Source organism: Rhodopirellula sp. UBA1907 (genome assembly GCF_002337565.1).
In the GTDB taxonomy this organism is placed as follows: Bacteria; Planctomycetota; Planctomycetia; order Pirellulales; family Pirellulaceae; genus Rhodopirellula; species Rhodopirellula europaea.
The window spans coordinates 41,673-66,749 of the sequence record NZ_DDGH01000089.1; the positions used below are offsets into that span (position 1 = coordinate 41,673).

Annotated in this window: 12 protein-coding genes and 1 tRNA gene; 3 read left to right on the plus strand and 10 right to left on the minus strand. The window is 54.6% G+C overall.

From position 1 onward, the window contains the following. The 6 genes from B2R17_RS19475 to B2R17_RS19500 form a co-directional block, all read right to left on the minus strand. The coding region (locus B2R17_RS19475; protein WP_286765279.1) for an SdrD B-like domain-containing protein at positions 1 to 8,951 on the minus strand (8,951 nt) is incomplete at its 3' end. A 532-nt stretch (positions 8,952 to 9,483) separates the two neighbouring features. Beyond that, the gene (locus B2R17_RS19480; protein WP_286765280.1) at positions 9,484 to 11,376 is read right to left on the minus strand and encodes a TolC family protein; all 1,893 of its coding nucleotides are present in this window, start codon (positions 11,374 to 11,376) and stop codon (positions 9,484 to 9,486) included. Between the two features lie 256 nt (positions 11,377 to 11,632). Beyond that, a complete protein-coding gene (locus B2R17_RS19485; RefSeq protein ID WP_286765281.1) occupies positions 11,633 to 13,834 on the minus strand; it encodes a biotin/lipoyl-binding protein in 2,202 nt (733 codons plus the stop codon). 3 nt (positions 13,835 to 13,837) lie between these two features. Beyond that, positions 13,838 to 15,304 (minus strand): efflux RND transporter periplasmic adaptor subunit, encoded by a 1,467-nt coding sequence (locus tag B2R17_RS19490; RefSeq protein ID WP_286765282.1) that lies wholly within the window; start codon positions 15,302 to 15,304, stop codon positions 13,838 to 13,840. Beyond that, positions 15,294 to 16,283: an efflux RND transporter periplasmic adaptor subunit gene (locus B2R17_RS19495; RefSeq protein ID WP_286765283.1), complete on the minus strand. Its 990-nt coding sequence runs from the start codon at positions 16,281 to 16,283 to the stop codon at positions 15,294 to 15,296. Before B2R17_RS19495 ends, B2R17_RS19490 begins: the two co-directional genes overlap by 11 nt. Then, entirely contained in the window at positions 16,283 to 18,058 is a 1,776-nt protein-coding gene (locus B2R17_RS19500) for a helicase-related protein (protein ID WP_286765284.1), read from the minus strand. The genes B2R17_RS19495 and B2R17_RS19500 overlap by 1 nt, the downstream gene beginning before the upstream one ends. Positions 18,059 to 18,684: 626 nt before the next feature. Between B2R17_RS19500 and B2R17_RS19505 the strand changes: the two genes are divergently transcribed. From B2R17_RS19505 to B2R17_RS19515, 3 genes are all read left to right on the plus strand, one after another. Further along, positions 18,685 to 19,854 carry a zinc-dependent alcohol dehydrogenase gene (locus tag B2R17_RS19505; RefSeq protein WP_286765285.1) on the plus strand — a complete coding sequence of 390 codons (1,170 nt, stop codon included), beginning with the start codon at positions 18,685 to 18,687 and terminating at the stop codon, positions 19,852 to 19,854. Positions 19,855 to 19,995: 141 nt separating this feature from the next. Continuing rightward, positions 19,996 to 20,787 carry a trypsin-like peptidase domain-containing protein gene (locus tag B2R17_RS19510; protein WP_286765286.1) on the plus strand — a complete coding sequence of 264 codons (792 nt, stop codon included), beginning with the start codon at positions 19,996 to 19,998 and terminating at the stop codon, positions 20,785 to 20,787. Between the two features lie 52 nt (positions 20,788 to 20,839). Beyond that, positions 20,840 to 21,727, plus strand: coding sequence for a DUF2059 domain-containing protein (locus B2R17_RS19515; protein ID WP_286765287.1), 888 nt, complete (start codon positions 20,840 to 20,842; stop codon positions 21,725 to 21,727). 63 nt (positions 21,728 to 21,790) lie between these two features. On the opposite strand, the gene B2R17_RS19520 is transcribed toward B2R17_RS19515, so the two are convergent. The 4 genes from B2R17_RS19520 to B2R17_RS19535 form a co-directional block, all read right to left on the minus strand. Continuing rightward, complete coding sequence (locus B2R17_RS19520) at positions 21,791 to 22,774, minus strand: hypothetical protein (protein ID WP_286765288.1); 984 nt, start codon at positions 22,772 to 22,774, stop codon at positions 21,791 to 21,793. A 112-nt stretch (positions 22,775 to 22,886) separates the two neighbouring features. Beyond that, positions 22,887 to 22,960, minus strand: a tRNA-Arg gene (locus B2R17_RS19525). Between the two features lie 102 nt (positions 22,961 to 23,062). Continuing rightward, on the minus strand, positions 23,063 to 24,469 hold the full coding sequence (locus tag B2R17_RS19530; RefSeq protein WP_286765455.1) for a glycerate kinase type-2 family protein: 1,407 nt from the start codon (positions 24,467 to 24,469) through the stop codon (positions 23,063 to 23,065). Positions 24,470 to 24,474: 5 nt separating this feature from the next. After that, positions 24,475 to 25,068, minus strand: a complete 594-nt coding sequence (locus B2R17_RS19535; protein ID WP_008653500.1) for a thioredoxin family protein — start codon at positions 25,066 to 25,068, stop codon at positions 24,475 to 24,477. Positions 25,069 to 25,077: the final 9 nt, after the last annotated feature.

Here is a 25,077-nt window from a genome sequence, read left to right on the forward strand (position 1 = left end):
AGATTGGCCAATCCGACGGTGAAAGAAGATTGGTCGTCGAGCGATGCGTCTGGATCGTCAGTCTGTGTGGTTCCAGCCAACGGGGTCACGACAATTCGATAGTCCGCGCCCGGTTTTTCAGCGAATTCATAGACGCCATCCGAGTCCGTCGTGGTGACGAAGTCTTCTTCGTACGTTCCGTCGCCGTCGTGGTCCATTTGCAAAGTGACGGTGACTCCTGGTAATCCGGTTTCGCTACCAGCATCATTGGACCCGTTGTTGTTCGCGTCCCAGTAAACAACGCCACCGATTTCAAACTGTGTTTCGCCAAAGTCCTGATCGACGGAACCGGTCAAAGGCAAGGTGACGTTCAGTTCGTCCGCACTGGTGCTGGTGTAGTAGCGAGGTTGGACTTGACGAACCACGTAGTCATCGGCGGCCAGGTTTTCAAAGGTGTAGTTTCCATTGGCATCAGTGGTGGTGAATTCCAGCAGATTGGTGCCGGTGCTGTCGTACAACTCGATGCGAATGGTTTCAATGCCGGTCGTTTCGCCTGCTTGCTGGGTGCCGTCGCGGTTGTCGTCCATGTAGACCGTGCCCGCGATGGTGGCTCCACGTTCACCGAAGTTGTACTCCGTTCCCAAGTCATTCTCGACGACATCGATTCCGGATATGACATTGTCCGTGCTGTCGTCACCGTTGGATAAACTGCCGTCCGCGTGTTTGCCGTCGTTCCAAGTGGCCGGTTGCGACTGTGTGATCGTGTAGCCGGTCACGTTGGAAGGACGCAAGTTTGTGAATTCGTATCGTCCATTGCTGTCCGTTTGGACGGTGATGTCGATATCGTTCCCGCGATCGTCGGTGCCGGTCAATCGCATGGAAACCAATGCAATCCCTTCCTCGCCAGTGTCTTTCACGCCGTCGTCGTCGCGGTCGTTGTATACGAAACCCTCCAACGAATTGGGGCGAAGTTCTGCGAAATTGTTCTCGCTACCGGCGGTGTCGCTGGTGATGACGACTTCAGTGAACTGGTCGTTGCCAAGCGTTCCGCCTTGAGTACCCACTGTGTCGATCCCATCGAGGCGACCGGCGGGTTGGCTGACTTGAGTGATGGTGTAGCCCGTTGCGTTAGAAGGACGCAGGCCGGTGAACTGGTAGAAACCATTGGCATCGGTCGTCACCGTCTCATCCACCGCATTGCCCAAATCGTCAGTGCCGGTGATGCGGATGGATTGAGATTGGATGCCAATTCCATCCGAGCGATTGCCGTCGTTGTTTTGGTCTGTGAAGACATACCCCGATACAGTTGACTCGATGACTTCCCCAAAGCGATAGTCCGTTCCGGTGTCACCGCCGGCTACGTTGATGCTTTGGATCTGATCGTTGGTGCTGATGTCTCCATTGGACAACGATCCATCGGTTTCCGATCGATCGGCATAGGCTCGTCCCGACGGTGCGTTGAAAGCGGGTTGCGTTTCGGTGATCGTGTAGTCGCCTGGTCGCAGAGCATCAAACGCGTAGAGTCCGCCACCGCTTGTTACCACCACGATGGGAGTGATTGCACCGTTGTCGTCTGTGCCAGTCAATGTGACCGTTACGCCATTGATGCCGCTGTCACCAGCATCAAAGATTCCGTTGCTGTTGGCGTCGTGATAAACGATTCCAGAGAGTTCGCCTTCTTCTAGTTCGCCGAAGTTGTAGTCCGATCCACCGTTTTCGTTCGCGGTCGAAAGCACGATGGTGGTGAATGTGTCATTGGTTGAGTCGTTTCCTCCACCCGTGCCGAGCGTGTCGGTACCGTCAAGGTAAGCCTTGCCGTTGGCCGCGGTGGTTGGTTGGGTTTGCGTGATTGTGTAGGTACCAGGACGCAGATCATCGAAGAGATAAAAACCGTCCGGGTTGGCGCCGTCACCGGTTGTGAACGTCCGAGCCGTGATCGCTCGTCCCAAGTGGTCTGTCCCGGTCAATGTCACGGTGACGCCATCGATTCCATTTTCTGTTCCATCCAAGACACCATCGTTGTCGGCATCAAAGTAGACGAATCCATCGAGTGAATGCTCGCGAACATGGATGTCATCGGTGTCTACGTCGCTGTTGTCGCCGTCGGCATCGGTTTCGTTTCGCTCACCCGATTCGTTTCCATCGAGGGTTGTCGCGGAGGTGATGCGGGCTGTGTTGGTGTAGTCTTCGCCAACGATCACATCGTCGTGAATTCGAACGGTGAACTCGAAGCTCGCAGTTGCTCCCGAGGCAATGTCGCCACCGGTGTAGGTGATGGTTCCGGTCGTGTTGGTTGCGGCGAATCCAGATTCAGTGGAGGTGAAACTAACCGTTGAAATGTCATAGACGGCCGGATCCAGAATGTCTTGCAAATCAACTTCATAGGCAGCGTGCGGCCCATCGTTTTCGACTTCCAATGTGATGGTGACTTGATCCCGAGCGTTGACGTTAGCGAGATCGATTGACTTGCTGATTGTCAAGTTGGATTCGACCACCGTGACATCCACCGAGTTCGATGGTGCGGCGGCCACACCATCTCCCGAAACATCGATCGTGGCGACGTTTGAGAGCGTTGATTGAGATCCGGTGTAACCTGTTGTTCCAGGATTGTCCGTGACGACTGCGGTGACCAGAATACTGAACGAATTGTTTCCGGCGTTGTTGTCGACTGCTGTGCTGATAGAACCAAAGGTGAAAGTGACATCCTCGCCGTCGGTCGTTCCACCGGAAACGGTTGGCGCGTTGACCGTGCCGTTGAAACCGCTGGTGTCCAGCGAGTAAGAAACATATTGCAGTCCGGTCGGAAGCTGATCCACGACGGTCAAATCGGGTGACTCTCCCTCAGGCATCGTCACTTGCAAGCGATAGGTCACTTCTTCGCCGATCGTGACATTCGAACCGATGGTCTCGGTTTGGTTGGTTGATTCGAGCGCCTTTGTGAAAGCGGGAGGATTGACCACAAACGAGATCGAATCGCCACTAAGGTAATCCGCCGTGTTGTCGCTGGAGTTGGTTCCCACGCGTTCGTCGCTGGCGACGTTGTGGGTGCTCCGGTTCTGAACGTCGCCGTTCAATGACGACCAGTCGACGGTCGGATCGTTTTCGAAGTCTGCGTTGGGAGTGACTGAAGAGGCCACCGTTCCGTTGACGGTGATGGTCACGGTCCGCCCGACTTGTGACGCGAGCATGTCCCAATCTGCGCCGGTGTATTCCAGCGAATATCCGGTGCCGTCTGAACCTGTGAGTGTGAAGTCACCCGCTGACACCAAACCTGCCGTGTCAGTCACGGAAAAAGTCACACCCGTGAGCGCTGATGCGGCACCGTTCTTTGGCAACTCATCGAGGAAACCCAGGTCGAATGCGTCGAGACCACTGTCGTTGGTGAGCTCGATTGTGTAGCTCACCGCGTCTCCCGCATCGCCGGTGGTTTGTCCCGCGTTGCCGGCGATCGAAATGCTCTGGTCCAACGTGATCTCTGGTTCAACCACCGTCACATCGACCGCATCATCGGTGACATCGTTGGCGGCGTTATCGCCCCAGGTGTAAGTTGCAACATTGTCCAGTGCGGTCGCGGCCTGGTTACCAGACGTATTGAGAACGACGGCTTGGTATTCGATCGTCAGTTGACCACCATTGCCATCGCTCGTGTCACTGTCGGTGACGGTCCCCAAGTCAAAAGTGATGGTCTGGCCGTCATTCGTGATGACCGGCGTCAGTGAACCGCTGTATGTGATGCCACTGTCGCTCGTGCTGATGACATTCACAAACGCTAGCCCGGCGTCCAATTGATCCGTGATGACTGATTGCGGCACGGTGGCCTCCGGAAAGTCGATGACCAACCGATAGGTCACCAACTCACCGATCACCCCTTGGTTGGCGCCGTTGCCGCCGGAAACGATTTCGGTTCCCACCAACGTTTTGGTGATGTCCCAAGTCGTGACCACGTTCACGTCCTGCGAGTCTGCTTGGTAGTAGTCGTTGGGTTGCCCAGTGGTGTCGCTGCCGTCACGTTCGCCAGTGGGCGATCCCGATCCGGTGTCCGTTTCAAGGGATGTCCAGGTCAGCGTGGCGTCGGTCGTCAGTGTGTCATCGGGAGTGATGGTGCCATCGACCGTTCCGTCGTACTTAATCTGAACCGTTTGGCCTTCATTGAGTCGGTCAAAGGAGACACTCAGAGAGGACCCGCTTTGACTGATTGTTGGGTAACCAGCATCGCCCGAGTTGACAGCTACACCATCGATCAGAATCGTTCCAATGGATCCATAGGTGAAATTGTCCGGCAATGCCGTTGTCAGCACCACATCGAAGGCGTCCGATTGGTTGATGCCGCTATTGACGGCGAAGTTCACCGTGTACTCGACCGTGTCTCCTGCATCGACATTGGGAACATCGGATGTGATGGTTGGTTGAGTCAGCGATGGTTCGACAATACGGGCTTGTGGACGGTCGCCATTGGGAAGATCGAACTGAGTGGTGTTTCCGGATTGGACGCGGAAATCGTTGTGCCGATTGTCGCCGCTGTCATTGCTTCCTGAGCTGGTATTGTCGACTAGGGCATCGAATTCAATGACCACAAATTCTGCGTTGGCATCGGTGTCCGAGTTGGTCAAATTGCCAAGCTTGAAGTAGACGTCGGTCCCGCTTGCGTAGGCGTCGTCGTTGCCGCTGGTCGAAGTGGAAACAGCGTTGTCAGGCAACGCGAATGTGGGCGTGAAGGATGAGTTGGTGGAGTCCAAACCGGCTCCGGAAATGGTGTCCGATGAAAGGCCACCGTCGCTGATGAATGCGACGTTGGCGTTTCCGTCATTCAAGTACGTCAGTCCGGTCGGCAAAAGATCGCGAATGACAAAGTCGTCCAGGCTTCCTTGTGGGATTTCTACTTGAATTCGATAGCGAATTGTCTCGCCAATGGTGATGCGTTCGACGCCACTCTCCGACGTCGTGTGTGCTTGGTCTGTCGAAACAATGGTCTTGGTGCCATCAAAGTTTCGCGTCGCTGCATCGGCGGTTTCTGTCAAACCTGCCGCATGGTTTTGGCCGCCCTCTTTCGAGGCGTAGTGGGTAATCTCGGCGTTGTTTGTGTGTGTTTCGTTGATCGTAGTCGCATCGGACACCTCCACGTCATACAGGATCACCAGAATATTGCGTCCGTTGGTGGGATCGTCACCATCGATTGATCCCGCATCAGCACCGGATGAGTTGGGAGTTGGTCCAGGGTCGTCAATAATGATCCCATCGCCAAACAAACCTGGATTTACACCGCTGACATCTGTGAAGGTGTGATCCGCTCCCGTGCCATCAACCACCCGCATGGAGCCGCCGACAAAGGTGAATCCAGGTGGCAGTTGATCATTGACCGTGACATCGTGGGCTCCGCGATAGGATGACCCATAGTTTTCGATCACGATTGCGTAGCGAATCCGATCGCCCGCTTCCAAATTATCGATGTTGGCATTGACCGGAGTTGTTTCCAAGCCATCGCTGTTCAGAGTGCCGGTGAATGTCCCACCTGAACCCACCGAGCCGAACGTGACCGGTCCAATGTCACCAGTGATGTTGGCGTTGGCATTGTCAGTTGCGACCACGCCCTTCTGGATCTGCAACAAAGGTTGTGTCATTTCCACTTGGACAATTTCGTCCAATACGGTCGAGTCTTGTTGCGTTGTTCCTTCCGATGCGCGGACTTGGTTCGTCAAAAACAATCCATCGGCTGTAGGCAAATCGCTCGCTGTGATGGAAAGATAGAGCTCAATGTCCGACGGCAATGAGTTCGGATCGTCGTAGCTACCGAAGTCCAAAGAGAGGGCATTGGTTCCTGGGTCGACAACAATCGTTGGGGTGATGTTCGAGTTGGGACCGTTGCTGTTGTAAAACGAATCGTTGCCGCCAAATTCGATCACACCGGATCCCGGTGGAGTTGCGTCAAAAGAATTTCCTACGTCGACTGTCCAGCCGTAGGTCCCACCCGCATTGTCCGCTCCGTCCGCGTCATGGTCCGTCGCATTGAAAATGGGCAGCGGAAGAAAGTCCGTGATGACAAGGTTCTCAAAGTCAGCCGAGGCCAACGAATAGTTGATTCGATAGGTCACCACATCACCGGCGACCAAAATGACTTTGCCGGTTTCCGGATTGGTCGGAAGGCTGGTGCTTCCGTTGATCGCGTAGATCGTCTTCTCTAGCGTTCCGCCTTGGATTTGGATCGAGGCCGAGGACGTGTCCGACTCGGTGTGCAGCTCTCTTTCCATCGGTGCGAATCCATCGCCCGGGTCATCGTCTTCGGCGTTTTCTCGAACTGATCCGGATATCGTCAAGCTGGAGTTGGTGATGATGTCGCCTTGGTCAACACTTCGGTCACCAGACGGGAATGTGTCGGCGTACTCATCTTGAATGATGGTGCGGAAGCGAATCGTACCGGTTGCGGAACCTTGGTTGGTGTCACCGTCCGTCAATCCACCCTGGAGAATTCCATCGGTAGCACCATTGTCGATCAGGACTTGCGACAGATCGAAGTTCAAAGTCGTCGTGCCGTCCGACAGGCCATCCTCAGCACCATCATCGGTTCGATCGATTTTGGTTTGATCGACCACCAATGTCTCACCGCTATCGGCGTCGATGGAATCTCGAACGGTGAAGCTTCCTGTGACATTTCCGTTCATGTCGGTGATGTCAAAGGTTGCTCCGTAGCCAAAGTCAAACAACTGGCCATCTTCGAAGAGGTCCGTGATTTGTAAATCACCGAACGTGTAGTAGTCACTGATTTGGAATTCCAAGGTGTATTCCAATGTGTCGCCGGGGGTTGCTCCCACGGACCCAACATCGTTGATGACGGCAACCGACTTTTGAATTGCGATTGCTTTGTTGTCCAAGGTGTGTTCAGGGCCTGCAGGATCTGAGACTGCGGCAGACGGATCATCACGGCCGTCGGTTGGTGTCCAGGTTCCTTCTGCTCTCGCGTTGTTGATCGATCGCGAGTCTGGGGCGGACGTTGTGTCGTCCTCCCCATCGATTGGAATGACTCGATCGGAGTTCCCGTCGAACTCTGAGACATAGAAGCTGAACGTCACCACAACATCACCGGTGGAGCTGGTGCCCGTCACATCATTGTCGAGGCTCACGATCAACTCTTGCGATGTGCCGGGGCCAGACAGACTCCCCAGGTTGTCCGTGTAGGCGGCGTTGGAACCGTTGACTGTGACTGAATCAATGCCAGTGACCACGATGTTGTCAGGCAATGAATCGATGACATCGAGATCTGTGATGGTTTGCCCATCCGCGATATCCACCCGGATCTGATATTGATGCTCATAGCTCGGACCGGTGGCGGTTTCGTTTTCTGATCCGTTGAATGTCTTTTGCAGAGAAATCAGCGTGGGGTTCAAACTCGTTGTTTCGCTCCATCGACTGCTGGCACCTGAGGCACCGCTGACATCGACTTGGTCGTCGCTGAGCAGTACGGCGTCCGCATCAGGGTTGTCGACTGGATCTTCGCCAAAGCGAAACGCACTTCGAGAGCCGATGACCAGTTCTTCACCCAAGTCGGCGTTTTCGCTCACGTTGCCGGTGACTGAAATCGAAGCGGCAGGCTGCCCGGGTGCAAACGAACCAAACGGCAATTCCAAGGTCACCAATTCGTCGCCCGCTCGGCCAAACAAACGTTGTTTGGTGGCGGTGCTGGATCCGTCGTTGACAGTCAACGCAGCGGCCGCTCCGCCAATCAGATTGACGCTGTCAACGGTGATGTCACCCACATCCACTTGAGATTGGGCGCCGATAAACTCGACTAGCACATAGCCGTCGCTCATTGAGCCGGTGACGTTGACTTCGCCAGGCGAAACACTGCTGAGTGATTCCAAGGCCGCTTGTACTGTCGCCGCGTCCGCATCGAATGCGAGGTCAGATGTGGTTTGTCCACCGAAGCTAAGTGTGAACGTTCCGCCCGTCGTGGCAGGATCGATCGTGATCGCTTGCGTTTCGTTCTGAGCTATTTTGAAGAACGGATGTTCGACGACTCCGAATCCGTTGGAATCGTTCCCGAACGTGGTGACAACGGAGTTAACCGCATTGCCCAGATAGGTCGCCGACGCAAACGAGACGCCATCGTCACCGTCAGCTCCCGCAGCCGGGAAGATTAAGTCGACTGTTGGCCCGTATCCAACATCACTGCCGGTGTTCTCGAATGAAACGTTGAAATTGACGGTTTCACCCAATTGAGCATCGGTGGAACCGGCTGGCAAAGTGACTTGTGGGCCTGCCGCCAATCGATGTGAGTAGGATTGTTGGGCTTGTTCGCTGAAGGCAATTTCCGTTTCGATTTCCCCGTGGTGCCGCTCCAATTCCCAGTCAGCTTGGCGATGGCTGGCACCCGTATCGTCATCGCTGGCGGCAACATCAGCGGCGGTCAACGCAGCCAACTGCTCGACCAACTCTTCACCTTCGACTGAACCGGCAACATCGCATCCGTAGAGCAGGATATCGCCATTGATGGAGATTGCGTCGCCCCAGGCAGAGACGCTTCCCGCGTTGGCGTACAAACTGTCGGCGTCAACCCAATCACTTCCCAGTCGAAAGGCACCTTGTTCGCCGTGAGAGACCACATGAATCGCGTCAAGGTCCTGCCGATCGGCTAGCAACGCGCTGAGTTGTTCGAAGCCACTTTCCTCACCATCCAAGAGAAACACTTCAAAGAGACGGTCTTCTTCATCGCGGTTGGTGAGGTCGTCAATCAGCTCTTCATAGTCTTCGACTGCTGGGTCGATGATCACCAATTCACGACGCTGTTCGATTGACTGATCGTCGCTCGATGTTGCCGCATCGGACGATTCATTCGTTTCAAGTGAGGCCGAGTCGGCTTGCTCGGCTGATTCCGCTTGATTGGATTCCGACGGAGCTTCCATCGGAACGGCGGCATCAAACAGGATGCGTTCTTCAAGGGTTTGATAGAGGCGAATGGACTGCGTTTGAAAACGTTTCATCAGAACAACCAGCTACGTGTGACGAGTCCCAGTCGGTAAACAGGGATTCAGGTGAACTTCTGTCACAAGCTTGCCGCGCCCGGCCTCAAAGGCTGCCCAAATGTGCGAATACAGCTTCGCATTGGTGCAATCCCGAAGTTAAAATGAACAGGTTGTGCTGATTGTATGTTTCGCATTCTCACCGCTCACTTCTCACGGCTGAAAATTGTGCGATTCGTGAGACATACAACCCTCACGACCCGACCGACTGGCGAAGATGATCGTTTTGCTTGCTTCGCCCGCGAAATCGCAAGAAGGGGCGAAGGAAGTCGATACCGTGACGCGTTGCATCGCAGCAGTCGGACGAGGCCGCATTGTGATCAGCGGCTTGCAGAAGGTTTCGAGGCCAATCAGATCGTCAGAAATGTTCGGGCACAACCATGTGAGCCGTTTGGGCGTTAGCCTCGGTTGTACGTGGGAGCATTGGCGTTTGCCAACACCGTTCAAATGCCGAAAGACTCCTGCCGACCTGCTTCGATGCTGATAGTCCTGCTCACGGTTGTTGAGGCGTGAACTCAGATGAAGCGTTTCGAATTGGCGAAACATGCACTGGCGAGCCCGGCACAGGGTCACCGTACGCAGAAACTGCATGCGAAGTCACGCGAGGTGACGCTGAAGCTTCGACCATCGGCGAACTTGGTTCGTCACCGTAAATCATGCCGAGAGAGAAGTCCTTGGAGTACTGTTGCGATGGTAAATTGCACTCGCAATACCGCTGGAGATTGATGTTCTCTGAACTTAGCAGCGTGCCGGTGACTTTCTTAAGATTGACCAATGCCAAGTTGTAAGTCAGCTGGGCGGAGAGGTATTCGTACTCGGCGTTCGCGACCGTCGCTTGTGTCTCCAAAAGATCTTGCAACGCCAGTGCAGCACCATTTTGACGAGGCGGAAGCTGGGTCCAACGCAACTGAAGAGCCTCGAGTTGGCGTTGCCGAGAAGCCAGCGCTTGTGACTTTGTGGAAAGCTCTTGGAGCGAGGTGCGAAGCTCGTTGACTCCCACCGCCACTTCATAGCGAATGTTTTCCAGCGTGGTCGCGTATTGGTGCTCGATCTGGCGAAGTTCGAGTCTACGTCGTCGCAGTCGAGCCTTTGCGGCACGGTTTCCTACCGGTCGTTCGTAGACAAGCCCAATTCCGTACGAAGGTGAACCGGTATCAAATTGGCGTGAAAATGCTGCCAGCGAATCACCTTGGTCTTCCAAACCAGACAGATAGGTCTGTGTCACAAGGTTCAATACCGGCATCAACTCGTTGCGAGACATGTTGAGTCGAACGCACGCAGCTTTGTTTTGCTTGATGGCTTGCAAGACTTCGGGACGGCGTTGAAACGCAATGGCAACACTCTCGTCCAAGTTGAACTGGCTGAGTTCGAGGGTTGGCACATCCGATGGCAGAACCTCAACGTCAACCAATGTCGGTGAATTCACGAGGCTTCGAAGACGAGCTTGCGCATTTGCGACCGCGGCTTTCGCGCGGACGAGATCGGATTGTCGCGATGCGACGGCGGCGCGAGCGGCAGCGACTTGAACGTCCGCTGCATCAAGGCTACTGCGAGCTTCCAATCGATCCAGGATCTGTTTGCCACGTAGATAGAGGTTGATGCGTTGGAAATAGGCAGCTCGTTCCAAGTACAATGCCCAATAAGCGCGGGTGACTTCCAACAAATGAGATTCCGTCTGACGCCGGAATTCATCCTTGGCGGCATTCTTGTCAATCTGAGCCAGGACAATGAGACTTTTGTTGTAAACCTTCCCTCGTCCTCGCATGAGTGGCTGAGTGAATCCAAGCACTAAGCGAGCAGTTCCCTGTGGATCAGGTACAAAAAACTGTGAGTTGTTGTCTTGGAATCCAAATTGTTGAGACACGTCAAACGTTCCGCCGGAAACAGTCCGACGGCGCAGTCCGGTTCGTCCGGTCCAATTGTGATCGTTGAATCGAGTCGCACCGGCACCTGCGGTCAAGGAATTGCCAATCGGTTCGCTCACGTCATCCCAACGGGTATCCATGAAGTGATTCCAGTCAAACGCCGAGCTCGCTTCAATGACCGCTGTTTCGCGAATCAGGGGTAGCTCACTGAATACTTTGATCTGCTCTGAATGCTGCAACGCTTCGACGATGGTTTGTTCCAGCGTGATGGCCTGCGGCAGATCTTGATCTTGCAAGGCGGACCCAACGTGTGGTGTCCACCATCCGTGATCAAAGGCAAATGTTTCAGGTATAGGAGCGTCCAACGATACGCCTCTCGCGACCGCTTGCAGATCGTCGAAACTTGCGGCCGGGGATTGCGACCAGCCGTAGCGCCCGGCTCCGGTGAGCACGATGGCAGCAATGAAGGCGAGAAAAAATTTGGATAGCGACTGAGTATGAGAAATAGATCGTCGGTTCATCGTCATGGGAGTCATCGAGTCGCAGTTGGGAGGCAGCGGGCTCACGACACATCCTTGAGTAGAGAAGGGGACGAAAACGGGCAAAGGCCGAGTCGTAGAATTGGGCATCCTTGGCAATGACATTCAACTTCACTCAGTATCGAAACAACTTCTTGCTCAGGAAAGAGAATGTCGTATGGGTGTACAGAAGGTCCCAACCGAAACAGTCGGTTTGAAAATCCGACTATTTCATGTTCATCTTGAGTGGGTGAATCCACTAGTTCGCGGCTTCATAGAACCACCAATCGCGGAGCGTCATCGCGATGGGTTGCTTCGGCATTTGGATGCGGCATACCGCAACTTGGCCAGGCGCTAATTGCGGTTTGGCGGAATCAACCGAGTCTAGAGCGAGTGTCGCTGTCAATTTGAGTTGAGGGTTCACCCAGCGCGGTCCGCCGGACTCATCACCGGCATAAACTGGAAGCGGTCCGCCCACGGAAGCAGCAAGCTCAGTGAACTCGACCCGATCGCTTGCTTGCATTGAGTCGAGTTGCAAAGCGATGTCCATTGGATGACTGGGTTGGCCTTCAACCCACAGCCTCGCCCGATGGACCGAGTTTGTTTCCCAGTGCAACGATTGGTCAGCGGGTAGCAACGCGACAATATGGGCGGATTCATTGTCGCCCATCGTGCAAACGGCTTCGCCGCGACGTAGGAAGCGACCTTCCAAGTCATCAAGGTTGCCTTCGACGATCTGTCCAGCTTGCGGTGCGACGATCAACAGCGAATCCAGTTGCTGACGAACGGAATCGAGGCGGCGTCGAAGAGATTGTTCATTCGCCGTTTCTGCTTGGAAACCTGCGATGTCGCCACGGCTATGAAGACGACGAAGGTGGCTTGCGGATAACCGGAGGTTGGATTGGACAATTGCCAATTCCGATTCCAGTTCAGGGCTGGTCAGTTGGCATAACGGGTCACCTTTTTGAACCTGATCACCAACGCGTACCATGACCTCCGCAACAAATCCAGATTCAGCACACCGAATCGACTGCGTGTCTGCCAATCGTATGCTGGTGGGAAGTTGCTTGGAACGGGCAATTGGAACGAACAAAGCGAATATCCCCAATCCAACTACTCCTGCGACCATGGCCGCCACGCGTTTGGTGCTGAGATGCATGGCGATTCCTTTCGTTGGATCCATCAAGTGGCTCAGTAGTAGTGAAAGATGTTTTTGTGCCCAACCGAAGGCGACCGCGAAAACTAGAAGGAGTCCCCATCCCGAAAACATGGTGGAAGCTGCAATCAGCAAGGTGACAGTGATGAATACCCTCCACAATCCGGACAGGATGCCGTGCCCAATGATCCATCCTTTCGGGTTGGCGATTTGGTTGGGACCGATTGCCTTTCCCGTCAAAACTCTCCCTAGGATGGCTCGCGCCGCGCGGGATCCTTGGGTGGCCAAGTTTGGGATTTCCAGTCCATCAGCCATCGCGTAGTAGCCGTCAAAGCGCATCAACGGGTTCAGGTTGAATGCGAAGCTGGTGATTGCAGCTGCAACCATCACGTCGACGCATTGCAATCGAAGCAATGGATCGTTCGTGGATGCAAAGACGATCATCGCGACGGAAGCGATCATCAATTCGAAGAACACTCCAGCCAACGAAACCGCAATGCGTTTCCACTTCGATGTCAAAAGTGAAACCGACGATACATCCACGTAAGGCATTGGAACAAAGAGAATCATCACGATTCCGCAACCGCGGACGGCGCATCCGAACAAGCGACACGCCAGCGCATGACCGAATTCGTGAAGGACTTTCAAACCAGCAAAGGTGAACATCAAGGACAACAGGCGATCACTCACAACGGCTTGGCGAACGGTTCGTTCCAATGCGTCCAAATGACCCGCGAATAGCGTTGCGCCGGTGAAAAGACAGAGTGCCGATGCGATCGCGAGTAGCACCAGGATCGGTTGTGAAAGCCGCTGCGTGATTGCGGCGATGTAGCGATCAGGATTCCCAAAGCGAAAACGTTGAAACAATGTTCCGACAGTGAGCGAACGGCGATTGAGATCCAACTTGTTTTGTGATTCTGACTCACCGTGTTGGCCCTGCCGCGTCCGGCTGTGCAGCAACCCGGTATCCACCAACCAGCCCAATAGCCCGAGGGCTTCATCGTCGCTGAGAGCCTCTGGTCCGAAGCGTTGAGCGACGACCGCCACCGCTTGCTCCACCGTTCGTCTGCCGTTCATTGCGGTTGCGAAGGAGTATTCTGATTCACCCAAACGATGGTTCCGACCGCTCGCTGGATCATCAATCACATAACACGGGCAGCCGCGATAGAAGTGTCGGACAACAGTCAGGTCTGAACGCAATTCTGGCGAGATCGACATGAGGTCGACTGTTTGCGCGTCAAACTCTGTCGGCGATGGATTGCCAGAGAAGGATGGTTCGGTGGTTGAATTGAATGCTTGGGACATCGTTCACCACCATCTTGCAATGCGATCAAATGGGCGATGGAAAAGAACCCAGCCCAGCGACTTGGTGCCCGCATCGACCTTGGCCACGCCATTCATTCCTGGTCGCAAACGACCATTGCGATTGTCAATCGTGCAATGCACGACGAATCCATGTTGTTGATTGACTGCGGTGGCCTGAGGCATGATTCGATCAATGGTTCCCGTGATGGACGACCCGCCCAGTCCATCAATATCCAGATCGACTTGCATGCCAGTTTGAATATGGTGAATGTCAGGACCGGGAATCAAAGCAGCAGCCCGCAATTGTTCCAGCGGTGCGATCTCAAAGATCACATCGCCTTGATGGACCGGAACGTTTTGCCGATCTTCCAGGGGAGCCTGCAAGACAATGCCAGCCTTGGAAACATTCAACTCTGTGCGTGCGAGCCGTTGGTTGAAAAGAGACAATTTGGCGTCGATTTGCTCGATCTGCAGGCCTGCCGCGACCGCTTCGGCGGCTCGGTGAGCGATCCACTCCTGGTCTTGGCTTTTGGCGAGCTCTAAACGCTTGGCGTTCAGTTCGTCGATTTGCAACAGCAGTTCGCGATCTTCCATCCTCGCCAAGCATTGAGCAGGGACCACTTCGTCTCCGGCGACGACGTTCATCTCTCGAAGCAATCCATCAAATGGTGCAACGTGGAAGTTGCGAGTCGTCGGTTGGACTTCAAAATCAGAGGTGACGTTGTGAGTCACCGGAACGAACATTGCCGCCACTGCCGTGACCGACACGATCAAAACCGCAAGTTTTCGACTGGGAGTCAGGCCACTGATTCGCTGTCGAAGCTGTTCCCAGCGTCCACCCTCGGCTCGCTGGTTTTGAGACAACACGGACGTGATTGGTCCTCGGATCGCTGACGCAAACTCAGTCAAGCCATCGTGAGAAACAAGTGTTCCCACCCGACCAACGATCAGGATGCATCCCAGCGGTTCTGATTGAGAGTCGAAGAGAGGGATTGCCAGGACGTCGCCCTGATTCTCACTCAATTGTTGCTGTGCATACCCAACGATGCTCTCGGTTGGTTGCGCGAGAACAGCAGAAGCAATTCTGATTTGATCGGAATCTGCACACTCGACCGCAACTTGACAATACAGCCGTGCCAGGTCGGATTCCTGGTCGATCGCTGGCGTATCGGTGACCGCCAAGACTCGATTGGGACGATCCGTTTCAGCTTGGATGTAAACCACACGCTGCGCTGAAAGATGGCGACGCAGGTGATCAGTCACGAGGTGGCATGCCGAAACGAACGATTCACATCGAGAAAGATCCTCAAGCACCTCGATCAACCAAGCAGCAGATTGAAGTTTCGCGTTGGCTACGGCGATGCGCTGACGTAGTTCGAGGTCTGATCCCGATGGGATTTCGGCGGAATGAACTCGCTGTGTTGGACGAATCTTGACCGGTGTCGGCGCGTCGTTTGAACTAGCGGGCATAGTACGCCTCCAGATCGCGGTGAGAAGCCGAAACAGAAATTCGCGGTGCAGTCAACGCGGAGGGAGCATTCGAAAGCGGTGGATTGAGCGATGGAGAAGTGCGTGCACTAGATCGCGTCACCACTGGTTGCAGTGAAAGCAGTCGCACTCGGCGGCCCGCCCGCCACTGACGCGAGTCGTTGTTGAGCATCACATCGACGCTGACCAAACCACTGTCCGCTTCTGTGACTGCGGAGATGTGTTCGACTTCTCCCACCACCGGGGATCGGCGTGCACTATCGAATTCCAACGCAACGCTTTGTCCAACAGTCAGAGAGGACGCGGCATCAGTGTCTAGGAAGAATGTGCAGCGCAAACGATCCAGTTGCACCAAAGTCATCAGGTGCGGGGTGGCTGTTGAGACGTATTCGCCTGGATGAGCAATCACATCCACCACGACGCCCGACAATGGCGTGCGAACCAATCTTCGTTCGAGTCGCGTGTTGGCTTCTTCCAAACGCAATTGTTTTTGAGCCGAGTCGTTCTCCGCTGACTGCAAGGCAATTTCCTGCGTTGCAACTTTGAGGTCCGCTTCCCGCAGTTCTTCAGGACTGGTTGCACCGGAATCGTACAGCCTCCGCACGTTCTTCGCGTGAGTTCGGTAGCTCTCCAGCTCAATCCGCAATTGTTCGATTTGCGAATTGTCTTTGGCGTCACACTCGGCTAGTCGTTGCCCGATCCGATGCAGGTCGTCGTCCAGTCGAATCAAGACTTGTCCAGCGCGGACCTCATCACCTTTCTTGACCAGGACTTCTTCAATCCGTCCCGACTCTTTCGCAGCCAACTCAATCCGATGAACGGGCTGGGTGAAAGAGATCCAATCTTCGCCCTGACTTGTTTGGCTTAATAATCCCAGTATCAACAGTAAGACAGCGACTCGGGTAGAGAGAGTAAATGAAACTTGGACGGGATGATAAGCGAGTGCGTTTTGGGATTGCATTATGCCACCTCGTTTTGAATTCGGTTGATCCACTGATCGCGAGCGACCAGTTGCAATCGTTGAACATGGCCGTGGTGTTCTAGTTGTCGTTGCAGTTTTTGAATGGCTCTGTCGATGCTGGGAATAGGAGTGCCGTTCGGACTGTCCAACCGAGCGAGTTTGCTTTGTATGCGGCGGGCCAAAACGAAAGAAGCTGCATGGCTCTCAAGTACCATGTCGTGCAAACTGGCAAGTTGTTGGACACTACCAGGCTGGCCTTGGCGAGCAACACGTCCGGCAAGTTGTCGATCAACACGCATTGAGTCGTGGTGTTGTGTTGAGATCAAATGCAGCCCGCCCCGCTGAAGCACCTCAGGAGCAACCTTTATGTCGGTTCCACGGCCTGCAATGCTGGTTGTTACTGTGATTCGGTTCGGGCGACCGGCCTGACCAACTAATTCGGCCTCGTCCTCATCTTGCATGCCGTGCAAAATGCGAACCGATGGGTTTTGAATCCGAATCAATTTTCCCATGCGATCCGCTTCTTCAATGGAACGCGTCGCCACAATCACTGCCCGTCCATCGCTTGCTATGCGGATGGCTTCCGAACTGGCGAATCGTTCCTTCGTCTCGATGCTCGAAAAGTAAAGCGATGGAAGTCGTTGACGCAAGGACGGACGGTGAGTGGGAAACATTTGGACTTTGAGTCCAAAGAAGGTTTGGAAATCCTTCTCATTTCCCGTCGCTGTTCCCGTCAGCCCACACAGTAGGTCGTACTTTTGAAGGAATCGTTGCCGGGTGATTTGAGCGGCGGTGGAGGATTCACAGGTAGGCTGCAGGCCTTCCTTGATCTCGATTGCCTGATGCAGACCACCTCGCCAAGTTCGTTCTGGATGGATCCGACCCGTGTGAACGTCAATGATTGCTACTTTGCCCTCGGAGACGACATAGTCAACATTGCGAGCATAGCGATGACGAGCCATGACAGCTTGAGAAACATATTGGGGCCACGGTCGCCGAAGCGGACTGTTTGCCACTCGTTTGTGCTGCTCTCGAATTCGATTGTCTGCCTCAACCGAAAAAACGCAGCGTGATTGATTCAACTGAAAGTCGCGTCCAGCTTCAAACTCGGTTGCTAGAGAGTTCGCCTCTCGCAATGCTTCTTCGTCCAATGAAGTTGCTCCCGCCGAACTACCCAGCACCAACGGCGTGCCGGCTTCGTCAATCATCACGCTGTCTGCCTCATCAATGATCGCCACACCTCTTCTGATCTGAATCGGCCGCGACTCAAGGCTGGGCAATCCATTCAACGTGTCTAAGAATCGGCGTCCGGCCGGAACGCTACCTTGGCTCGTCAGGTTGACTTGATCTCGCAAGTAGTCGAAGCCGAATTCGCATCCCGATCCGTAGGTGATGTCAGAGCAGTAAGCGACGCGTTTCTCGTCGGCTGATTGCTCACTGTGCAAGCAGGACACTGTCAGTCCGAGACAACGGAAAACGGCACGCAATTGTTCGTAGTCTCGGCGGCTGAGATATTCGTTCGTTGTTGCAACGTGTACGCCGACGCTGTCGTTTGCCAACAACGCAGCGGCAAGTCCGGTGATGAAGGTTTTGCCTTCTCCTGTTTGAACCTCCGCAATTCGACCCTGCGTCAGCGCGATCGCTGCTTCGATCTGCACCGGATACAAACGGATTCCAAGCACATCGTGAAAAACATCAACAACGGAATCGACCTTGGTCCGGTCGATTGCCTGAAGGCATGGCGATGGATTCCGTAGGAATGATTGAAATAGCATCCCGAAGTTGAACCAGAAAGACGCGCGGAAGGACAGGTTCTGTCACCTTCGTCCATACGAGTCGCTTTGGTTGACGTCAGAGAAACACGTTTCGCAAAATGGAAGACTGATTGGGCGAGTAGTGCATGCAAAGCGGAGAATCCGGTCGATCGGAATGCGAATTTTGAAGTGCTTTCGCGGTCAGTTTCGAACTTCGTTGACGGGTGTGCGAGAACACGCAATCCCACAATGTTTCCTGTTTTTCGAAGCCAACTCAGACGGGGGCGCGGTGCCATCAAAGGCGCAGCGGGAAGGAGGTGGGCTCCGTTGAAAATCGATCGACGGAAACGCGTTTGGCGAACGCGATGATGTGACATGATCCTGGCGGGATTGGCCCAGTTCAAAATGCCCGTGATGTTTTTGGTAATGAAGTGAGATGGCGCATGACTTGGTTGGGTCGAGGCGCTAATGTTGATGTGGGCTGATTCGAATCATCGGCGCGGGAGTTGCTGTTCCAGTGAAACACCCGGCCGAATCGCAACATGCTTTTTGGGTAGTTGCAAGGTTTGCAGAGTGTTCGGCCATCGCTCGGGGCTTCCGTTGATTTCGATTCGGCGGGGCAATCACATCGAAAAGGAACTGGATAGATGAAAGCGGTTTGCTGGCACGGTCGGAACGACATTCGCGTGGACAACGTCGACGACCCAAAAATACTGGACCCTCGCGACGCGATCATTCGCGTGACGGCCTCGGGAATTTGTGGGTCGGATTTGCATTTGATGGCCGGTGCTGCTCCTGCGATGGAAGCCGGCGATATCATCGGTCATGAACCCATGGGCGAAGTCGTCGAGGTTGGCAATGCGGTGAGCGATCTAAGCGTTGGCGATCGAGTGGTGGTGCCGTTCACAATTTCTTGCGGTGAATGTTTCTTTTGTCAAAGCACGTTGTATTCGTTGTGCGATGAGTCCAATCGCAATGCGGAACAGGCCGAGAAGATCATGGGGCATTCGCCCGCCGGTTTGTTTGGCTACACGCACATGCTCGGTGGATATGCGGGAGGGCAAGCGGAGTACTTGCGAGTTCCTTACGCGGACGTGGGACCGATCAAAGTGCCCGATGGACTGCCGGATGAACAAGTCGTGTTCTTGTCGGACATCTTTCCAACCGGCTACATGGCTGCCGAGAACTGCGACATCCAATCCACCGACACGGTCGCGGTTTGGGGCTGTGGTCCTGTTGGACAATTCGCCATTCAGAGTGCTTGGATGCTGGGTGCAAAACGAGTCATCGCGATCGACAATGTGCCTGAGCGATTGGAAATGGCTCGATCGGTATCCAAGGCGGAAGTCATCGACTACGAAAACTCGGATGTGTACGAGACTTTGCAGGAGTGGACGAAGGGTCTCGGACCGGATTGCTGCATCGATGCGGTCGGGGCAGAGAATCACGCCGCGGGCAACCTACAGTCCGCGCTGGACGATGCCAAGACAGCGCTGCATCTCGGATCGGATCGACCGCACGTGCTGAACGAGATCTTCAAGTGCTGCCGCAAAGGCGGCCGAGTGTCCGTGCCCGGTGTTTACTTCAGCAGCGTGAGCCTGCAGTGGGGAACCGCCATGAACAAAGCGTTGCAGATTCGTTTGGGCCAGACTCACATGCAGCGTTATCTCACGCCCCTGATGGAAAAGATCACCGGTGGTGAGATCGATCCATCGTTCGTGATCACCCACGTCGAGCCACTCGACAAAGCCCCGGAAGCCTACAACAAGTTCCGAGACAAAGAAGACGGCTGCATCAAAGTCATCTTGAAGCCATAAAGATGCAGGCATTTCGATAAGGTCCCTGCTCACCCGACACCGAGGTGTGAAATCAATGACGCATCGACTATTGTGCCTTCAACGTTCAGAAATGGCGAATGTTTTGGGCCGATATGTTGCGTTTAAGTTGCCAGGGTATTCATGAAGAAAGAACTGTCGTTCCTCTGTATTCAGAGTTTGTTGTTGCTTGCCGTCGGATGTGCCCCGTCTGGATCTGATCTTGAAACATCACAATCTCCGTCCGTAGTCACCGATCAAACCGGGAATGTTGAAGACGCAGTTGCTTGCATTTTTCGACAGCGAATCGAAACGATTCAAGGTGACGTCACAGCAGGAACCGCCTTTGCAGCCAAGCTGCCACAGTCCAATCGCAAGGTGATCGTCACTGCAATTCATTTGCTGGGTCCGGCAGGTGGATTGTCGTCGCAAGTGTCGGCGACAGAGATTTCGAACGTCGTGGAAACGATCTCGATTTTTCGAATTGCAGGTGACGAACAAGAACAAAGTTTTCCGGCGATTCCATATCAACTTGCAGGTGCTGCTCCATTCCCCGAGAGTTCAACGAATGGCGACGTGCTCGTCTTTGCTGTTCCAGATGAAACGGCTTTGGACGCAATTCAGTTTTCTACGGCGGCTCTTCAGCCTGGTGATCCGGTATGGTTGGCGGCGCACGTGATTGGCGGGGCGCCCGAGGGTCGGTTTCTTCATCAAGGACGATTCCTTGGAATCGAAGACGACGGCTATTTCAAAATGGAGTTTTTGAACGCGCAATTGGATTTGCGAGCAACCAGCGGTGCACCAATCGTCGATGAGAGCGGGCATGTCGTGGCTGTGAATCTGGCTGGAATGCAGGTGGAAGGTGCTCTTTGGGGATATGGCAACCCTGTCACGCGATTTGTGCCTGGACTGGAAGAGGCCATGCCAGATGAATGATCTTGTGTACCATCCGAGTCAGTCAATTCACTCGCTTTCTAGGATTTTGCCCATGTTTCGGTTCACGCTGGTTGCCTTCCTTGTGGTTTTTGGCACCGCCTGCAGCGGCGACGAACCAGTTGTGTCGAAGCGAGAGAAGCTTGCTGGGCGTGTTGCAAGTCTCGTCGTCGATGGTTGGCGACGCGACGTCGAAGTGGCAACTCAAAATGTGATTGAGTCTGATCTGCCCGAGGCGGTGCGAAAGCGATTGGAGTCCAGTGAGGCTGAATTCAAGGGCAGCTTCGATTGGAAGCAGATTGAAACCTATGTCGCAGATGAATATTCAACAAAATTTGACAACGTAGAGCTCGGGGAGATTCATGCGTTCTATTCGTCCGCAACAGGTAGCAAATTCCTTGCGGAACAAACTGATCTGAAAAACAAGGTCCTACGCCGGGTAGCACTTGCGAAGCTCGAGTTGCCGTTGATTCTGCGAACAAAATCCAATGTTACCAATGTCGTCGACGGCGCCACGGGGCCTTTGAAAAAATTGCTGGAAGACGCTATTCAGTCCCCACCAATTTCGCCAGAACACTTGGTTGGAACATGGTATACAGACGATATGGATGAGCAAGGTAACGGATACCGGGGCTGGCACAAGAAAAGTCTGTCGGGATCCAACGCGTTGCATGGCGTGCAGATCAACCATGCATCCAAAGAATTCATGAGTTTCAGCGATGAGGGCGTTTGGGTCCTCCAAGGGAAGTTGTTGGCGGAAACGAACTTCAACTATGCAGAAGAGAGTCAGCTGATTGTTATCGAATCGGTCACCGCGGATGAGTTGAAGTATCGGTTCGTAGAGTTGAATGCTGAGCCATCAGAATGGCCGTTGATCGTTGACACGAAGAAAGAGATCACGCTTCCCGAGAAGCCGACCGGTTACAAGGACCCATTCGAGTGAACTAGCGGCAACAGTTGAAATGTCTTTCAAGAGGAATTGTCGTTTTCGTCCTTAGGCGTGCCTTCAATTCGGCTCTGGCTTGAGGCCATGTTTCTTCGCGAATTCGATCAAGCCTGGGGTCAATGAAGCGGTTGTTCCTGAAAGTATGTCAACCCAGTCCTCGATCGGATCCATCGCGTCTTCGAGTTCACTTCGAGTTTCGTAGTCACCTCGCTTTGTTCGGTTGACGATGTTGTCGTAGTAGCGTTTCGATTTCCTTGCCAACTGATTGGCCTCTTTGATCTCCGGGGCAGTCGCTGCTTCCACCAAGTGTTCGTGGATGAGTTCGATTGGGAGTAAATACTCGAACTCGTTGTCGGCGTTTTCACGATTTTCACTGTCATCGCAGCGAGCATGGATTTTCAAAAATGTCACTGGTTCATTCGTGCCTTGCAACACCAGGGAACCGGCAAAGAGCATTGTCAGTTCTCCGAATGAGCGAAACAGATACCAGCGATCCGAACGCTGGATTGCTAAGAAAGAACGTACATTGTGAGTCTGCTCTTCCTCATGGTTGATGTTCTCTGTTGTGAGCACCGTGAACACAACGCGTTTGTCATCAACCACTCGTGTTTCCAATAGCTTGATGCTTCGGATGCAAACAAGGTCTCGGAGTGTGAAATGGAACAGCAATCCTCCGCGATAGTTTTCGTCTTCTCCAAACGACCCCGTTTTCAATAAAAAAGAATCGATGGCGTATCGTTCGATGGCAATGCCTGGGAGCAACAAGGGACGAATGGCAGGGTCGACCAACAGCATTGCTGCCTGATCGTCCCCGGCATTGGAGGCGGCAATCATCGCTTTCAGGGCTGCCTCGGCAGAGTCCGCCCCGTCCAGCAATTCGACCACGTCCGCAGGAGCAGTAGGCTCATCCGCCGATGAATTTATGGTTTCACTGATCGGACTCGAGAGAGCGAATACGAGCAGGCTGAAGTGAAAGAAATGCGATCGCATGTTCTGTGTGCCCCAATTGGAAAGAAGATGCACTGAGTCGCATGGGGCGTTCACACCATGGTCATCACGGCATCGAATCACTTGCTCCGCGTCGAACGCGGAGCCACTTCGGTTCGTCTGTGCGAATGTAGGACGTGACGCCGAGACCAAAAAGGTATCTCATAAATACACCCGGCGGGGTTCGAACCCACAACCTTCGGCTTCGGAGGCCGACGCGCTATCCAATTGTGCCACGGGTGCGTGTGGATGAGCGAGGCTCATTCACAAAGTCAATTGTGACGGATCGAGTAAGGTTGGAATAGATGACTGGCGTGGGCTATCGCAGAGCACGCAAGTTATGCGTCAGGTTTGATGGCGGCGGTGCTTCGGATGGTCAACCAGCGCGATGCGGATGTCGCAAACGTTCGTGCCAGTGGGGCCGGTGAGGAGCAGCCCGCCGACTTGGCGAAGGAAACTGTGCGAGTCGTTGCGTCGCAAGGCGTCGTGGACGTCGAGTCCGAGCTCAACGATTCGCCGGTGGACGCTGCCGTCGATCATCCCGCCCGCGGCGTCGCTGGGGCCGTCTTCGCCGTCCGTGCCGCCGGACAGAATGGCGAGTCGTGACCATTGATCGTCGGGCAGATTCAGTTCCAGCAGTCGAGCGTAGGCGGCCAGGACGAGTTGTCCGTTGCGGCCTCCGACGCCTCGGATCGATGCGTCCGCGAGTGAGACGGTTGGTTCGCCGCCGCTTAAGAACGCGTCTTGTCGATGCACGGTCGGGTCGGCTTGCAGCATCGTGAGTGTTAGGTCCGCCAGATGCCTGCCGACGGTTTCCGCATCGCCTTCGGATTGGCGATGGCAATGCATTACGTGGTTGTAGCCCAGGGCTTCCGCGGTGATTCCGGCTGCGTCGACGGCGACCGCGTTGTTGCCAAGCACAAACGTGGAATGTTCGGAAGCGTCGATCGAGGGTGCGGGGTGTTCGGCCGCTCTTTGTAGGTGTTCACGAACGACCGCGGGCAGTTGGTGGTCGGGATCGAATTGATCCAAAACAGCCAACGCATCCGTCGCCGTGGAAGTGTCTGGGACGGTTGGTCCAGAGGCGATCAGGTCGAGTGGATCGCCGAGGACATCCGAGAGCACGAGGGTGAGAAATTGGCCGGCCTGGTTGGCTCGTAGGAGTCCACCGCCTTTGACCTCGCTGAGGTGTTTGCGGACCGTGTTGAGAGCCACGATGTCGGCGCCGTGCGAGCTGAGCCAACGTGTCACGGTCAGTTTGTCGTCCAGCGAAATGCCGGGCGATGGTCGGCATAAGAGTGCACTGCCGCCGCCGGAGATCAGGCCGATCACTAGGTCACGAGGACCAGCGTCGGCGACCAATTGGAGGATGCGATCGGTGCCTTGAATGGCGGCAACGGTGGGCTCGTTGATTCCTGCCGGTCGGGCTTCTTGAATCGTAATGCCCGGCAGATCGCGGTGGCATCCTTCGGGCACATTGACATGGCCGATGACGGGAAAGTCTTCGCCGTTTGCGCTGGTCAGGTTGGTCCGGATGACTTCCGACAACCCCGCAGCCATCGCCGCGGATGCTTTGCCAGCACCGACGACGACAATGCGATCAAAGGAGTCTTTGCGGATCGCGTGGTCGGCGATCAGCATTGCGGTCTCATCAAAAGAGACCGAGTCGATGATCAGCCGGTCTCCCAGGACCGCTTCGACGCCGTGAGAGAACATGGCTTGGGCGTCGCTTAACAGCGTTCCTGGAGCCATGGAAGTCACGCGGTGCCGTTGGGATCGAAGTAGGTCGGCTCGTTGCCTTCTTTCCACTTGATGTTGCAACCGATCGAAGGACGTTGTTCGGCCTTGGGCGAACGACCCGCAATGGTTTCGTCCAGTGCCGCTCGCAAGTCTTCGCCGGTGAGGGGCAAGTCGGACTTGGGACGGCTGGAATCGAGCTGGCCGCGGTACGTCAGTTTGTGATCGGCATCGAACAAGAAGAAGTCTGGCGTGCATGCGGCTCCGTATGCGATGGCGACCGATTGGTCTTCGTCCAAGGCGTAAGGGAACGCGTAGCCGCGAGATTCCTTTTCGGCTTTCATCGCGTCGAAGTCATCATCGGGGTACTTCACGATGTCGTTGCTGTTGATGCCAACGACGCCAACACCATGTTGCATGTACTCGTCGGTCAATAACTTGAGTTGTTCGGCAACGTGTTTGACATAGGGGCAGTGATTGCAGAGGAAGATCACGAGCAAAGCTTTGTGATCTTTGAAGTCGGCCAACGAGACCGTTCCGCCATCGGTTTCTGGCAGTGAGAAGTCGGGTGCGGCGGTGCCCAGTGGCATCATTGTCGAAGCGGTGCGAACCATGGAGAGTCC

Bases quoted from the DNA above. Each gene is read 5' to 3' on its own strand.
- B2R17_RS19480 (WP_286765280.1), bottom strand. From the start codon at position 11,376: ATGAACCGACGATCTATTTCTCATACTCAGTCGCTATCCAAATTTTTT.
- B2R17_RS19485 (WP_286765281.1), bottom strand. From the start codon at position 13,834: ATGTCCCAAGCATTCAATTCAACCACCGAACCATCCTTCTCTGGCAAT.
- B2R17_RS19490 (WP_286765282.1), bottom strand. From the start codon at position 15,304: ATGCCCGCTAGTTCAAACGACGCGCCGACACCGGTCAAGATTCGTCCA.
- B2R17_RS19495 (WP_286765283.1), bottom strand. From the start codon at position 16,283: ATGCAATCCCAAAACGCACTCGCTTATCATCCCGTCCAAGTTTCATTT.
- B2R17_RS19500 (WP_286765284.1), bottom strand. From the start codon at position 18,058: ATGCTATTTCAATCATTCCTACGGAATCCATCGCCATGCCTTCAGGCA.
- B2R17_RS19505 (WP_286765285.1), top strand. From the start codon at position 18,685: ATGAAAGCGGTTTGCTGGCACGGTCGGAACGACATTCGCGTGGACAAC.
- B2R17_RS19510 (WP_286765286.1), top strand. From the start codon at position 19,996: ATGAAGAAAGAACTGTCGTTCCTCTGTATTCAGAGTTTGTTGTTGCTT.
- B2R17_RS19515 (WP_286765287.1), top strand. From the start codon at position 20,840: ATGTTTCGGTTCACGCTGGTTGCCTTCCTTGTGGTTTTTGGCACCGCC.
- B2R17_RS19530 (WP_286765455.1), bottom strand. From the start codon at position 24,469: ATGGCTCCAGGAACGCTGTTAAGCGACGCCCAAGCCATGTTCTCTCAC.
- B2R17_RS19535 (WP_008653500.1), bottom strand. From the start codon at position 25,068: ATGGTTCGCACCGCTTCGACAATGATGCCACTGGGCACCGCCGCACCC.